The organism is Kitasatospora sp. NBC_00039 (assembly GCF_045160625.1).
In the GTDB taxonomy this organism is placed as follows: Bacteria; Actinomycetota; Actinomycetes; order Streptomycetales; family Streptomycetaceae; genus Kitasatospora.
In genome coordinates, this window is record NZ_CP108289.1 from 6,959,009 (window position 1) to 6,972,916 (window position 13,908).

The following is a 13,908-nucleotide window of genomic DNA, read 5'->3' on the forward strand; positions in this document are numbered from 1 at the left end:
CGGTCAGACCCTTCCGGTCGGGCCCCTCCAGTATCGGCCGCCCGGGCGGCCCGCGCCCGGCGGTCGGCTAGCCTGAGACCACGATGAACCGCCTCAGCACGCCTGCCGCCGCCACCCCGTTCACCACCCCGTGGGGCACCTTCGACCTCACTCGCTACCCGGAGGACCCGCGCGAGCGGCTGCGCGCCTGGGACGCCGCCGACGAGTACCTGCTGCGCCACCTCGCCGGCAAGGCCGACAGTGCGCAGGGCGGGGCCACCGAGCTCACCGGCCGCACCGTCGTCGTCCTCGGCGACCGCTGGGGCGCCCTGACGACGGCGCTCGCCCCCCACGCCCCGGTCCAGATCAGCGACTCGCACCTCGGCCGGCAGGCCACCCTGGCCAACCTCGCCCGGGCCGGCGCCGCCCCCGGTGCCGCCCGGCTGCTCACCACCCGCGACACCCCGCCCGGGCGCATCGACGTCCTGCTGGTCCGCGTCCCGAAGAGCCTCGCGCTGCTGGAGGACCAGCTGCACCGCCTGGCCCCGGCCGTCCACCCCGGCACGGTGGTGGTCGGCACCGGCATGGTCACCGAGATCCACACCTCCACGCTCCAGCTCTTCGAGCGCATCCTCGGCCCGACCCGCACCTCGCTGGCCGTCCGCAAGGCCCGGCTGGTCTTCTGCACCCCCGACCCGGCGCTCGACCCCGGGTCCAACCCGTGGCCGCACTCCTACGCGTTGCCCGGCGACATCGGCCCGGCGGCCGGCCGCACCGTGGTCAACCACGCCGGCACCTTCTGCGCCGAGCGGCTCGACATCGGCACCCGCTTCTTCCTCGGCCACCTCCCCGCCGCCGCCCCCGGCGCCCGGGTCGTCGACCTCGGCTGCGGCAACGGCGTGGTCGGCACCGCCGCGGCGCTGGCGAGCCCCGGCGCCGAGCTGGTCTTCGTGGACGAGTCGCACCAGGCCGTGGCCTCGGCCGAGGCCACGTTCCGCACCAACCTCGGCCCGGACGCACCCGCCGCGTTCCTCACCGCCGACGCCCTCGCCACCGAGGCCGTCCCGCCCGGCTCGGTCGACCTCGTCCTCAACAACCCGCCGTTCCACTCCCACCAGGCCACGACCGACGCCACCGCCTGGCGCATGTTCACCGGCGCCCGCCGCGCCCTGCGCCCCGGCGGCGAACTCTGGGTCGTCGGCAACCGCCATCTCGGCTACCACGTCAAGCTCCGCCGGCTCTTCGGCAACTGCCGACTCGTCGCCGGCAACCCCAAGTTCGTCGTCCTGCGAGCCGTCAAGCGCTGAGCGCCGACCGGGCCGGTACCCGCAGGTGGCCGAGCGCTTCGGCCGGCGACTCGGCAGCACAGGGAGAACGGCCCGGCCGGTGCCTCACTACGGGGCGAAGACCGTGCCCGGCTTCTGCTTCAGGCTCTTCAGACAGAGGGTGTACTGGTCGCTGCCCCGCTTGTAGGTGAAGTAGCCGTCGGCGTCGGGGAAGGACTTCCGGCACACGGTCTCGCCGTCGTTGGTGTCGTCCTCGCGGCCCACGACGCGGGCCTCGGCCCTCGGGTCGGAGCAGGCGACCACCTCGACGTCGGCGTTGCTGTCGACGGCACCGGGCAGGACGATCGTGTTGTTGTTGTGGATGCAGTCGCCGGCCTTGGCGAACTCGGGGTCGCCCTTCTCCATGAGGACGATCAGCGACACCAGGATCACCGGGATGAGCACACCGAAGATCGTGGGCCGCAGGTACACCGGCCTGCCGGGGTTCATCGGCGCCCGGGGCGCGCCGGGCAGCGGCTCCGGCAGCTTGTTGACCTTCAGGCGCTGCGGGATGTTGATCAGCATGACGATGGGGTTGACGATCATCGAGGGTATGCCCCACCAGCCCTGCCAGAGGCTGTCGGAGGTCATGTCGCGGTGCGTGGCGATGCCGCAGCTGCGACAGTACGGTCCCCGGCGCTTCAGGTACTTCAAGATCACGATGAGGCCCAGGTGCCCGCGGAAGGTCGCATCCACGGCGGGGACGGAGCCGCACTGCCGGCAGCTGAGTTGTCCCTCGCCGTGGACGGGCAGGTCCGGGGCCGTGGCGGCGGAGACGGGCTCGGTGGGCGCGGCGCCGTGGGGCAGCTCGGCGGACTGAATGGAAATGGTGGATCCCCCGTGATGATCAAGAGTGTTTGCCCCGAAACGTAGCGCTGCTCGAACGTCAGGAGGGGTGATCGGAGCCTCGGTGGACGGAAGGTCGCCGAACCGTGATCACAAATCGGCCGATCGGTGCCGAAACTCCCCGGGTGCGAGACCTGGACGCGCGAACGCGCCGTGGCCGAGCGCTTTCGGTCGGCGGGACGAGCCTCTGGCCGGCGGGGCCGCCGACGGCTGCGCCGGGGCGAATCGGGCCCTCGGACGACGCCGGCTCGCCGACCGGGCCGATGCCACGCGCTCGAGTCGCCCGGTCGCCCGCTCATCGGCCGACCGAAGCGCCCGGTCGCACCGCCCCGGATGGGTCCGCCGGGATGCTCCTTGCATGAATGTTCCGTGCTGCGTATATTCATGCCACGACGAAGGAGGGAACGCCATGGCATTGCGAGTCGCCGTCGCTGGCGCGAGCGGATACGCGGGCGGTGAGGTGCTGCGCCTGCTGCTCGGCCACCCGGAGGTGGAGATCGGGGCGCTGACGGGCGGTTCTAACGCGGGCGCCAGGCTGGGCACGCTGCAGCCGCACCTGCTGCCGCTCTCCGACCGGGTCCTGGAGCCCACCACCCCCGAGGTGCTGGCCGACCACGACGTGGTGTTCCTGGCGCTGCCGCACGGCCAGTCCGCCGCGGTCGCCGAGGCGCTCGGCGGCAACGTGCTGGTCGTCGACTGCGGAGCCGACTTCCGGCTCAGGGCCGCGGCCGACTGGGAGCAGTTCTACGGCTCCGCGCACGCCGGCACCTGGCCGTACGGCCTGCCCGAGCTGCCCGGCCACCGCGCCGCGCTCAAGGGCAGCAACCGGATCGCCGTGCCCGGCTGCTACCCGACCGCCGTCTCGCTGGCGCTCTTCCCGGCGTACGCGGCGAAGCTCGCCGAGCCCGAGGCCGTGATCGTCGCCGCCTCGGGCACCTCCGGCGCCGGCAAGGCGGCCAAGACCCACCTGCTCGGCAGCGAGGTCATGGGCAACGTCAGCGCCTACGGCGTGGGCGGCGTCCACCGGCACACCCCGGAGATGTCGCAGAACCTGACGCCGGTGGCGGGCGAGCCGGTCACCGTCTCCTTCACCCCGACCCTCGTGCCGATGCCGCGCGGCATCCTCGCCACCTGCTCCGCCAAGGCGAAGCCCGGTGTGACGGGCGAGAGCCTGCGCGCCGCCTACGCCGAGGCGTTCGCCGGCGAGCCCTTCGTCCGCCTGCTGCCCGAGGGCCAGTGGCCCCAGACCAGCAGCGTCTACGGCTCGAACGCCGCCCTGGTCCAGGTCGCCCTGGACGAGACCGCCGGGCGGATCATCGCGATCAGCGCGATCGACAACCTGGTCAAGGGCACCGCCGGCGGCGCGGTGCAGAGCATGAACATCGCCCTCGGCCTTCCCGAGGAGCTCGGCCTCCCCCTGAACGGAGTCGCACCGTGACCGAGAACGTCAACGTCGGCGTGACCGTCGCCAAGGGCTTCCGCGCCGCCGGCGTCACCGCCGGCATCAAGGCCTCCGGCACCCCGGACCTCGCCCTGGTCGTCAACGACGGCCCCTCGCTCGCCGCAGCCGGCGTCTTCACCGCCAACCGGGTCAAGGCCGCCCCCGTGCTCTGGTCCGAGCAGGTCCTCAAGGGCGGCGTGCTCTCCGCGGTCGTCCTCAACTCCGGTGGCGCCAATGCCTGTACCGGCCCGCTCGGTTTCCAGGACACCCACGCCACCGCGGAGAAGGCCGCCGAGGAGCTGAAGGTGAACGCCGGCGAGGTCGCCGTCGCCTCCACCGGCCTGATCGGCGTCCGCCTCCCGATGGACATCCTGCTGCCCGGCGTCGCCCTCGCCGCCCAGGAGCTCAGCGCGACCGGCGGCGAGGCCGCCGCGATCGCCATCAAGACCACCGACACCGTCCACAAGACCGCCCAGATGACGAAGGACGGCTGGACGGTCGGCGGCATGGCCAAGGGCGCCGGCATGCTCGCCCCGGGCCTGGCCACCATGCTGGTCGTCCTCACCACCGACGCCGACCTCGACGCCGCCGCCCTGGACGCCTCGCTGCGCGGCGCCACCCGTACCACCTTCGACCGGATCGACTCCGACGGGTGCATGTCGACCAACGACACCGTGCTGCTGCTCGCCTCCGGCGCCTCCGGCGTCACCCCCGGGCAGGCCGAGTTCGACGAGGCCGTCCGCACCGTGTGCGCCGACCTCGCCCGCCAGCTGATCGGCGACGCCGAGGGCGCGAGCAAGGACATCCGGATCGACGTGACCGCGGCCGCCAGCGAGGAGGAGGCCGTCGACGTCGCCCGCGTGATCGGCCGCAACAACCTGCTCAAGTGCGCCCTCCACGGCGAGGACCCGAACTGGGGCCGCGTCCTGGCCGCGATCGGCACCACCTCCGCCGCCTTCGACCCGGACCGCCTCGACGTCGCCATCAACGGCGTCTGGGTCTGCCGGGACGGCAGCGTGGGCGAGGACCGCGACCTGGTCGACATGACCGGCCGCGAGGTCGTGATCACCGCCCGCCTGAACGCCGGCGAGGCCGCCGCCACCCTGTGGACCAACGACCTCACCGCCGACTACGTGCACGAGAACAGCGCCTACTCCACCTGACACCTGAGCCGGGGACGACAACAGTGCAGATCGCACCCAAGGGCGAACAGGCCCGCAACAACACGGCGTTGCCCAAGGCCATGACGCTGATCGAGGCGCTGCCCTGGCTGGAGCGCTTCCACGGCAAGACCGTCGTGATCAAGTTCGGCGGCAACGCCATGGTGGACGAGAGCCTCAAGGCGGCCTTCGCCCAGGACGTGGTCTTCCTGCGCTACGCCGGCCTGCACCCCGTGGTGGTGCACGGCGGTGGCCCGCAGATCAGCGCCCAGTTGGACAGGCTCGGCCTGGAGTCCTCCTTCACCAACGGTCTTCGGGTCACCACCCCGGAGACCATGGACGTGGTCCGGATGGTGCTGGCCGGCCAGGTCCAGCGCGAGCTGGTCGGGCTGCTCAACGGCCACGGCCCGTTCGCCGTCGGCATGACCGGCGAGGACGCGCACACCATGACCGCGGTCAAGCGGTACGCGGTGGTGGACGGCGAGCAGGTCGACATCGGCCTGGTCGGGGACATCGTCAACATCGAGGCCGGCGCCGTGAAGGCGCTCATCGCCGACGGCCGCATCCCGGTGATCTCCTCGATCGCCCGCGGCGCGGACGGCCACGTCTACAACATCAACGCCGACACCGCGGCCTCCGCCCTCGCGGTCGCGCTCGGCGCCGAGATGCTCGTCGTCCTCACCGACGTCGAGGGCCTCTACAAGGACTGGCCCGAGTCCGACGACGTGATCAGCCAGCTCAACGCGGGCGAGCTGGAGGAACTGCTGCCCGGGCTCGCCAGCGGCATGCTCCCCAAGATGGAGGGCTGCCTGCGGGCCGTCCGCTCCGGCGTGGGCACCGCCCGCGTCCTGGACGGCCGGGTGCAGCACAGCCTGCTGCTGGAGATCTTCACCGACGAGGGCATCGGCACGATGGTCGTGCCGGACGACGAAGCGACCGTGACCGGGGGACTGGCATGACGACCGACGAGGCGCAGCCGAGCGGCAGCGCACAGCTCACCGACCGGTGGCAGCACGCGTTCACCGACAACTACGGCACCCCGCGGATCCCGCTGGTCCGCGGCGAGGGCGCCAGGCTGTGGGACGCGGACGGCAAGGAGTACACCGACCTGCTCGGCGGGATCGCCGTCAACGCGCTCGGCACCGCCCACCCGGCCGTCGTCGAGGCGGTCACCCGGCAGATCGGCACCCTCGGCCACGTCTCCAACCTCTTCATGGCCGAGCCGACCATCGCCCTCGCCGAGCGGCTGCTGAAGCTGGACGGCCGGGCGGGCGGCCGGGTCTTCTTCTGCAACTCCGGCGCCGAGGCCAACGAGGCTGCCTTCAAGATCAGCCGGCGGACCGGCCGCACCCACATCGTGGCGCTCGAAGGCGGCTTCCACGGCCGGACCATGGGCGCCCTCGCGCTCACCGGACAGCCCGCCAAGCAGGCGCCGTTCCTGCCGCTGCCCGGCGACGTCACGCACGTGCCGTTCGGCGACATCGAGGCGCTGCGGGCGGCCGTCACCACCGAGACCGCCGCCGTCTTCCTGGAGCCGGTCCAGGGCGAGAACGGCGCCGTCCCGCTGCCCGACGGCTACCTGGCCGCCGCCCGCGAGATCACCCGCGCCACCGGCACCCTGCTGATCCTGGACGAGATCCAGACCGGCATCGGCCGCACCGGCCACTGGTACGCCCACCAGGCCTTCGACGGCGTCGAGCCGGACGTCGTCACCCTCGCCAAGGCGCTCGGCGGCGGTCTGCCGATCGGCGCCGTCCTCGCCTTCGGGGACGCCGCCGGACTGCTCACCCCGGGCCAGCACGGCACCACCTTCGGCGGCAATCCGGTGGTCGCGGCGGCGGCGCTCGCGGTGCTCGACACCATCGAGTCCGAAGGCCTGCTGGAGCATGTGCGCAAGCTCGGCGAGCGGCTGCGGGAGGGCATCGAGGCGATCGGCGACCCGCTGGTCTCGCACGTGCGCGGGGCCGGCCTGCTGCTCGGCATCGTGCTCACCGAACCGGTGTCCGCCAAGGTCCAGGCCGCCGCCCAGGAGGCCGGCTTCCTGGTGAACGCGGCCGTCCCGGACGCCGTCCGGCTGGCGCCGCCGCTGGTGCTCACCGAGCAGGAGGCGGACGCCTTCCTGGCCGCCCTGCCGGAGATCCTCCGGACGGTGCGGGAGAACGCCCCGGCCGATGCGAGCCGAGCGTAGTCCGGGAGAATAATCACATGACCGCACCCAACTCCGGCCAACCCGCCGCCGGCCCGTCGCCGCAGGTCCCGCAGACCCGGACCGCGCGCCACCGGCGGATCGTGGACCTGCTCACCCGCCAGCCCGTGCGCTCGCAGAGCCAGCTCGCCAAGCTGCTCGCCGACGACGGACTGGTGGTCACCCAGGCCACCCTCTCCCGGGACCTGGACGAGCTGGGCGCGGTGAAGATCCGCAACCGGGACGGCGCGCTCATCTACGCAGTCCCGGCCGAGGGCGGCGACCGCACGCCGCGCGCACCGATGGGGGAGTCGGCCAGCGAGGGCCGGATGGCCCGGCTGGCCGGCGAACTCATGGTCTCCGCCACCGCCTCCGGCAACCTCGTCGTGCTGCGCACCCCGCCGGGCGCCGCCCAGTTCCTGGCCTCCGCGATCGACCAGGCCGAGGTCTTCGAGATCATCGGGACCATCGCCGGCGACGACACCGTCCTGCTGATCAGCCGGGACCCGGCCGGCGGCCAGGCCCTGGCCGACCACCTGATGCAACTGGCCCAGGCCAAGGCGCAGTAGGCACGTCCCGCTCCCGTGGGCCCGGTGATCCGGGCCCACGGCCGGTTCCGGGCCCGGCGGCCCTCTCGGGTCCGGCCCTACCTCCGGGCTCCGCAGTACTTCCCGGCCCGGGTGGGCCTGGACCGGGCCGGTGGCCGGTCCCGCCGGCGGTCCTTCCCCACGTCCCGTCCGGGGTTGTGAGTTTCATACGGCGTAGTGCATACTTATGCCTACCACCGTAAACCTGTTCACCCAGCTGTGAAGGGGAGGGCCGTGACCGAGCGCGTCGTACTCGCCTGAATCACCCCCCCGGGTCCGGCCGCCCCCACGGCGGGACCTCCCCCCTCTCCCGTAGCCCTGTGTAAGGAGCCCTAGCGATGCCTGCCGACCAGAACGCCGCCAGTAACGGTCCTGAGCTGCGCCTCTGGGGCGCGCGCTTCGCCGACGGCCCGTCCGAGGCGCTGGCCAGGCTCTCCGCCTCCGTGCACTTCGACTGGCGCCTCGCGTCGTACGACATCGCCGGCTCCAAGGCCCACGCCCGCGTCCTGCACAAGGCCGGCCTGCTCGGCGACGCCGAACTCGACGCCATGCTGGCCGGGCTCGACCGGCTCCTCGCCGACGTCGAGGCCGGCACCTTCACCGGCACCGTCGCCGACGAGGACGTCCACACCGCGCTGGAACGCGGCCTGCTGGAGCGCCTCGGCGCCGAACTCGGCGGCAAGCTGCGGGCCGGCCGCTCGCGCAACGACCAGATCGCCACGCTCTTCCGGATGTACCTCCGGGACCACGCGAAGATCATCGGTGGCCTGGTCCTCGACCTCCAGCACGCCCTGGTCGGCCTGGCCGAGGAGCACCCGGACACCGCCATGCCGGGCCGCACCCACCTCCAGCACGCCCAGCCCGTGCTCTTCGCCCACCACGTCCTCGCGCACGTGCAGGCCCTCGGCCGGGACGCCGAGCGGCTGCGCCAGTGGGACACCCGCACCGCCGTCTCCCCGTACGGCTCCGGCGCGCTGGCCGGCTCCTCGCTCGGCCTCGACCCGCAGGCGGTCGCCGCCGACCTCGGCTTCGAACGCGGCTCGGTCGGCAACTCCATCGACGGCACCGCCTCGCGCGACTTCGTCGCCGAGTTCGCCTTCGTCACCGCGATGATCGGGATCAACCTCTCCCGGATCGCCGAGGAGGTGATCATCTGGAACACCAAGGAGTTCGGCTTCATCACGCTCCACGACGCCTTCTCCACCGGCTCCTCGATCATGCCGCAGAAGAAGAACCCGGACATCGCCGAGCTGGCCCGCGGCAAGTCCGGCCGCCTGATCGGCAACCTCACCGGCCTGCTCGCCACCCTCAAGGCGCTGCCGCTCGCCTACAACCGGGACCTCCAGGAGGACAAGGAGCCCGTCTTCGACTCCTGCGACACGCTGGAGGTGCTGCTCCCCGCCTTCACCGGCATGATGGCCACCCTCACCGTGCACCGGGAGCGGCTGGAGGAGCTGGCCCCGGCCGGCTTCTCGCTCGCCACCGACATCGCCGAATGGCTGGTCAAGCAGGGCGTGCCGTTCCGGGTCGCGCACGAGGTGGCCGGCTCCTGCGTCAAGGTCTGCGAGCAGCAGGGCATCGAGCTGGGCGACCTGACCGACGAGCAGTTCGCCGCCATCTCCGGGCACCTGACGCCCGAGGTGCGCTCGGTGCTCAGCGTCCACGGCGCGATCGCCTCGCGCAGCGGACGCGGCGGCACCGCCCCCTCGGCGGTCGCCGTCCAGCTCGCCGAGGTCAAGGCCGACCTGGCGCGGCAGGCGGAGTGGGTCCAGGGCTGACGCCCGCGAGCCGACGGCAGGGGCGTGGCGGGGCGACCGCCGCGCCCCTTTCGCGTGCACGCGACCGGCTGCCCGTAACCGGGCCCGCCTGTGCCCGGTCATGAACGGTATGTGCGCCAACCTTCCGTCCGTCCCCTCCGCCGAGGCCGTGGTGTTCGCCGCGCTCCGGCGCCGCCTCGTCCGCGAGGCGGTGGCCGCCCTGCCCGGCCGCTGCCCCCAGCTGGTCGCGGCCCTCGCCGAGGACCCGCCACCCAGCTACCGCGAACTCTCCGAACGCCTCGGCATGCCCCGCGGCTCCATCGGCCCCACCCGCTCCCGCTGCCTGGCCTGCCTCCGCGCCCGCCTCCACGGCGAGCGCTACGCCTGACCACCCGTCCGCCGCCGGGCGTGACCCGGGCCGGGCCCTGCGCCCCGCCGCCGGGCGTGACTCCGGCGTGTCGGCCCTGCGCCTTCGCCCGCCGAGCGGGCCCGTTCCCCTCCCGCACGGATCCCCCGTCCCGCGCGGGCCCGTTCCCCGTCCGCCCCCGGCCCTCCGTCCGGACGTGACCCTCACCACGTCCGGCGGCCGGGAGGTTGAGAGCAACTGACACGCGGGTAGAGCGCTGGCGAACGTAGCTCTTGACGGCCGCGCAATCGCTCGGATACTGAGCGTGAACGCGCCACGGCGCGGGCCCACCCCGGGCCCCGCGGTCGGTACGTTCGTGCGCCACCCCCGGTCAGGGCGGATCCCCGGCCGGGACATCTCCGGCAGGGCATCCGGTGCGACACCCTCACGTTTGCGCGCCGGGCACGACATTGGGGAGGCCCCAGCACATGGGCATGAGCGTGATCATCTCGGCGGCGGACGCCGAGGACGCGGAGCAGATCCTCAAGCTCCAGTACCTCGGCTACCAGAGCGAGGCCGAGCTGTACGGAGACTGGACCCTGGAGCCGCTGACGCAGACCCTGGAGAGCCTGCGTGGCGAACTGACCGAACAGCACTTCCTGGTGGCCCGCCTCGGCGACGAGGTGGTCGGCACCGTCCGCGGCCGGACCGGCCCCGACGGCATCGCCCGGATAGGGCGTCTGGTCGTCCACCCCCGGATGCAGCGGCACGGCCTCGGCGGCCGGCTGCTGGAGGCGCTGGAGCGCCGCCTCGCGGAGGAGGGCCGCCCGGTGACCGCCTACCGCCTGTTCACCGGCCACCGCAGCCTCGGCAACCTGCGCCTCTACGCCCGCCAGGGCTACCGTCAGACCACCGTCGAGCAGGTCAACGGCCGGCTCAGCCTGATCCACCTGGAGAAGCCCGCCGCGGTCGAGCTCGCCGCCACCGCCTGAGCCCTCCCCGGGCCCCACTCGGCACCACCCGGCCCGGCGCCGCCACCATTCGGACGTTCCGGAGGCAGCGCCGGGTCATATCACTGCTGGTCACAGCGATAGGCGTCCGCATTGCGGACGGCTGATCCAAATAATTGGGACCAAGTCCGACCATCTGATTTACTGGCTCACATGACTGCGACGACGAAATGGACCCCCACCGGCACCCTGCCGGCAGGTGAGCGTGCCATGTGCCGTCGAATGTGTCACCGCTGAGGGCCACCGTTCCCGCCCCCCAGGCTCCGCCCGGGGGTGCCCCCCACCTCGCGCCCCGAAGCGAGAACCGGCCGCTCCCGTCCTGAGTGAGCGCGCCCTGCCTGCCGCAGAGCAGTCCCCTCCATCCGCCTGCCCACGTCCGGGCGGGTGGCAGTCCCTGATGACTCGTAAGGGCCACGCCGTCGCGCGGCCCGGCCGCCCACCGGGGACGATCAAGGGGTGGCAGGTCCGGATCCCCCTGGCGTCACGCCGTCCATGCCGCCGACCGCAACCCGGTCCGGCGTCCGCACGCCGTCCGCCCCCGACCCACGGAAGCAGCTGTGATCACCACCACGGACCTCACGAAGGTCTACCGCTCCCGCGGCCGCGAGGTGACCGCCCTCGCCGGCGTCGACCTGCACGTGCGCCCGGGTGAGGTCTACGGAGTCGTCGGCACCAGCGGCGCCGGCAAGTCCACCCTCATCCGCTGCGTCAACATGCTGGAACGCCCCAGCTCCGGAACGGTCACCGTGGACGGCGTCGAGCTCACCGCGCTCGCCGGCGGCGAGAACCGGGCCGGCAAGGAGCTGCGCGAGGCCCGCCGCCGGATCGGCATGGTCTTCCAGCACTTCAACCTGCTGGCCTCGCGCACCGTCCAGCAGAACGTCGAGCTCCCGCTGGAGATCATCGGCCTGGACCGCACCCGGCGCCGCCGCAAGGCCGCCGAACTCCTCGACCTGGTCGGCCTCGCCGACAAGGCCCGCAGCTACCCCGGTCAGCTCTCCGGCGGCCAGAAGCAGCGCGTCGGCATCGCCCGCGCCCTCGCCGGAGACCCCAAGGTGCTGCTCTCCGACGAGGCCACCTCGGCGCTCGACCCCGAGACCACCCGCTCCATCCTCAAGCTGCTGCGCGACCTCAACCAGCAGCTCGGCCTCACCGTCCTGCTGATCACGCACGAGATGGACGTCATCAAGTCCGTCTGCGACTCCGCCGCCCTGATGCGCGGCGGCAAGGTGGTCGAGTCCGGCGAACTGACCGACCTGCTCGCCCAGCCCGGCTCCGAGCTCGCCCGCGAGCTCTTCCCGCTCAGCGAGTTCGGCACCGGCCACCCCGGCAGCACCGTGCTGGAGATCACCTTCCAGGGCGACACCTCCGCCCGGCCCTTCGTCTCCCAGCTCGCCCGCACCTACCAGATCGACATCAACATCCTCGGCGCCGCCGTCGAGACCATCGCCGGCCGCATGGTCGGCCGGATGCGGGTCGAACTGCCCGGCAGCCGCACGGACAACGTGGTGCCCATCGGCTTCCTGCGCGAACAGGGCCTGCAGGTGGACGTGATCGACGCGGCGAACGGAGCGGTGGCATGACCTGGGACCAGATGCAGGAACTGATGTGGCCCGCCACCTGGGAGACCCTCCAGATGGTCGGCGTCGCCACCGTCGGCACCATCCTGTTCGGGCTGCCGCTGGGCGTCCTCCTCGTCGTCACCGACAAGGGCGGCCTGCTGCAGAACCGGCCGGTCAACAAGGTGCTCGGCGCCGTCGTGAACGTCGCCCGCTCGGTGCCGTTCATCATCCTGATGATCGCCCTGATCTCCTTCACCCGCTGGCTGGTCGGCACCTCCATCGGCTGGGAGGCCGCGACCGTGCCGCTCACCATCGGCGCGATCCCCTTCTTCGCCCGGCTGGTCGAGACCTCCGTCCGCGAGGTCGACCGCGGCCTGGTCGAGGCCGTCCAGGCCATGGGCGGCTCCACCTGGACCATCGTGCGCAAGACGCTGCTGCCCGAGGCACTGCCCGCCCTCGTCGCCTCCGTCACCACCACGATCATCACGCTGATCAGCTACTCCGCGATGGCCGGCGTGGTCGGCGGCGGCGGCCTCGGCACCCTCGCCATCAACTACGGCTACTTCCGCTTCGAGACCGCCTTCATGTGGATCATCGTCGCGGAGCTGGTGATCATCGTCACCGTCGTCCAGCTGCTCGGCGACTGGGCCGTCCGCAGCCTCGCCAACCGCGGACGCACCGGCGGCCGGACCCGTCTGCTCGGCCCGCGCGGCGGCACCCCTGCCGCCCCGGCCGCCCCCGACGAGGACCTCGTCGCCCCCTGACCACCCGCCGTCCGCACCGGACGCGGCTCCCCGCATCACGCAGAAAGGCACTTTTCGTGCGCAACGCCCTGAAGTTCACCAGCGTCCTCGCCACCGCCGGCATCGCCCTCTCCCTCGCCGCCTGCGGCAGCTCCGGCTCGTCCGGGTCCTCCGACCCGAACGCCCCGCTGACCGTCGTCGCCAGCCCCACCCCGCACGGCCAGATCCTCAAGTACGTCAAGGACAACCTGGCGGACAAGGCCGGCCTCAAGCTCAACATCAAGGAGGTCACCGACTACGTGACCCCCAACACCGCGGTGCAGGACGGCTCGGCCGACGCCAACTACTTCCAGCACGTCCCGTACCTGGAGGACTTCAACAAGAAGCACGGCACCCAGATCGTCTCCGTCGAGCCGGTCCACCTGGAGCCGCTGGGCGTGTACTCGAAGAAGGTCAAGGCCATCGGCGACCTCAAGGACGGCGCCACCGTCGGCCTGCCCAACGACGCCACCAACGAGGGCCGCGCGCTCAAGCTGCTCGCCGACAACAACCTGATCACCCTCAAGGCCGGCGCAGGCACCGCCGCCACCCCCGCCGACGTCACCGGCAACCCGAAGAACCTCAAGTGGAAGGAGCTGGAGGCCGCCCAGCTGCCCCGCTCCATCGACGACCTCGACGCCGCCGTCATCAACGGCAACTACGCCCTCGACGCGGGCCTCAAGCCCGCCGGCGACTCCCTGATCCTGGAGAAGGCCGAGGGCAACCCCTACGCCAACATCCTCGCCGTCAAGCAGGGCAAGGAGAACGACCCGCGGGTCAAGAAGCTCGCCGAGCTGCTCCACTCGCCCGAGGTCAAGAAGTACATCGACGACACCTTCCAGGGCTCCGTCATCCCGGCCTTCTGACCGACCCCGGCCCGGTACCACGGCCACGCACTCCCACGACCGGGCCCCCGCCGCACCTCGGC

The 13,908-nt window shown here is 72.5% G+C and carries 13 protein-coding genes; 12 read left to right on the forward strand and 1 reads right to left on the reverse strand.

Annotated elements, in window-relative coordinates; genetic code table 11:
• Window positions 1-83 precede the first annotated feature (83 nt).
• Entirely contained in the window at window positions 84-1,286 is a 1,203-nt protein-coding gene (locus tag OG286_RS31050; RefSeq protein ID WP_396321729.1) for a methyltransferase, read from the forward strand.
• Window positions 1,287-1,373: 87 nt separating this feature from the next.
• Here OG286_RS31050 and OG286_RS31055 read toward each other — a convergent pair whose 3' ends face one another.
• A complete protein-coding gene (locus OG286_RS31055; RefSeq protein WP_396321728.1) occupies window positions 1,374-1,895 on the reverse strand; it encodes a hypothetical protein in 522 nt (173 codons plus the stop codon).
• A 664-nt stretch (window positions 1,896-2,559) separates the two neighbouring features.
• On the opposite strand from OG286_RS31055, the gene argC reads away from it, so the two are divergent.
• The 11 genes from argC to OG286_RS31110 all read left to right on the forward strand — a co-directional run bounded on the left by argC (window position 2,560) and on the right by OG286_RS31110 (window position 13,846).
• Window positions 2,560-3,588, forward strand: coding sequence for an N-acetyl-gamma-glutamyl-phosphate reductase (gene argC, locus OG286_RS31060; RefSeq protein WP_396321727.1), 1,029 nt, complete (start codon window positions 2,560-2,562; stop codon window positions 3,586-3,588).
• On the forward strand, window positions 3,585-4,754 hold the full coding sequence (gene argJ / locus OG286_RS31065; protein ID WP_396321726.1) for a bifunctional glutamate N-acetyltransferase/amino-acid acetyltransferase ArgJ: 1,170 nt from the start codon (window positions 3,585-3,587) through the stop codon (window positions 4,752-4,754). Before argC ends, argJ begins: the two co-directional genes overlap by 4 nt.
• A gap of 80 nt (window positions 4,755-4,834) precedes the next feature.
• Window positions 4,835-5,710, forward strand: coding sequence for an acetylglutamate kinase (gene argB, locus OG286_RS31070; RefSeq protein WP_396321818.1), 876 nt, complete (start codon window positions 4,835-4,837; stop codon window positions 5,708-5,710).
• Window positions 5,707-6,939 (forward strand): acetylornithine transaminase, encoded by a 1,233-nt coding sequence (locus tag OG286_RS31075; RefSeq protein WP_396321725.1) that lies wholly within the window; start codon window positions 5,707-5,709, stop codon window positions 6,937-6,939. The genes argB and OG286_RS31075 overlap by 4 nt, the downstream gene beginning before the upstream one ends.
• Before the next feature lie 17 nt (window positions 6,940-6,956).
• The gene (locus tag OG286_RS31080; protein ID WP_396321724.1) at window positions 6,957-7,505 is read left to right on the forward strand and encodes an arginine repressor; all 549 of its coding nucleotides are present in this window, start codon (window positions 6,957-6,959) and stop codon (window positions 7,503-7,505) included.
• Window positions 7,506-7,861: 356 nt separating this feature from the next.
• Complete coding sequence (gene argH, locus OG286_RS31085) at window positions 7,862-9,301, forward strand: argininosuccinate lyase (RefSeq protein WP_396321723.1); 1,440 nt, start codon at window positions 7,862-7,864, stop codon at window positions 9,299-9,301.
• A 109-nt stretch (window positions 9,302-9,410) separates the two neighbouring features.
• Window positions 9,411-9,668, forward strand: coding sequence for a hypothetical protein (locus tag OG286_RS31090; RefSeq protein ID WP_396321722.1), 258 nt, complete (start codon window positions 9,411-9,413; stop codon window positions 9,666-9,668).
• 446 nt (window positions 9,669-10,114) lie between these two features.
• A complete protein-coding gene (locus OG286_RS31095; protein ID WP_148647623.1) occupies window positions 10,115-10,618 on the forward strand; it encodes a GNAT family N-acetyltransferase in 504 nt (167 codons plus the stop codon).
• Between the two features lie 575 nt (window positions 10,619-11,193).
• Window positions 11,194-12,219, forward strand: a complete 1,026-nt coding sequence (locus OG286_RS31100) for a methionine ABC transporter ATP-binding protein (protein ID WP_396321721.1) — start codon at window positions 11,194-11,196, stop codon at window positions 12,217-12,219.
• Window positions 12,216-12,962 (forward strand): methionine ABC transporter permease, encoded by a 747-nt coding sequence (locus tag OG286_RS31105; protein WP_396321720.1) that lies wholly within the window; start codon window positions 12,216-12,218, stop codon window positions 12,960-12,962. Before OG286_RS31100 ends, OG286_RS31105 begins: the two co-directional genes overlap by 4 nt.
• Before the next feature lie 56 nt (window positions 12,963-13,018).
• Window positions 13,019-13,846 carry a MetQ/NlpA family ABC transporter substrate-binding protein gene (locus OG286_RS31110; protein ID WP_396321719.1) on the forward strand — a complete coding sequence of 276 codons (828 nt, stop codon included), beginning with the start codon at window positions 13,019-13,021 and terminating at the stop codon, window positions 13,844-13,846.
• The last annotated feature ends 62 nt before the right edge of the window (window positions 13,847-13,908 follow it).

What these genes read in the sequence shown, in the direction of transcription:
- OG286_RS31050 (WP_396321729.1), top strand. Translation starts at nt 84, where the DNA reads ATGAACCGCCTCAGCACGCCTGCCGCCGCCACCCCGTTCACCACCCCG.
- OG286_RS31055 (WP_396321728.1), bottom strand. Translation starts at nt 1,895, where the DNA reads ATGACCTCCGACAGCCTCTGGCAGGGCTGGTGGGGCATACCCTCGATG.
- argC (WP_396321727.1), top strand. Translation starts at nt 2,560, where the DNA reads ATGGCATTGCGAGTCGCCGTCGCTGGCGCGAGCGGATACGCGGGCGGT.
- argB (WP_396321818.1), top strand. Translation starts at nt 4,835, where the DNA reads ATGACGCTGATCGAGGCGCTGCCCTGGCTGGAGCGCTTCCACGGCAAG.
- OG286_RS31075 (WP_396321725.1), top strand. Translation starts at nt 5,707, where the DNA reads ATGACGACCGACGAGGCGCAGCCGAGCGGCAGCGCACAGCTCACCGAC.
- OG286_RS31080 (WP_396321724.1), top strand. Translation starts at nt 6,957, where the DNA reads ATGACCGCACCCAACTCCGGCCAACCCGCCGCCGGCCCGTCGCCGCAG.
- argH (WP_396321723.1), top strand. Translation starts at nt 7,862, where the DNA reads ATGCCTGCCGACCAGAACGCCGCCAGTAACGGTCCTGAGCTGCGCCTC.
- OG286_RS31090 (WP_396321722.1), top strand. Translation starts at nt 9,411, where the DNA reads ATGTGCGCCAACCTTCCGTCCGTCCCCTCCGCCGAGGCCGTGGTGTTC.
- OG286_RS31095 (WP_148647623.1), top strand. Translation starts at nt 10,115, where the DNA reads ATGGGCATGAGCGTGATCATCTCGGCGGCGGACGCCGAGGACGCGGAG.
- OG286_RS31105 (WP_396321720.1), top strand. Translation starts at nt 12,216, where the DNA reads ATGACCTGGGACCAGATGCAGGAACTGATGTGGCCCGCCACCTGGGAG.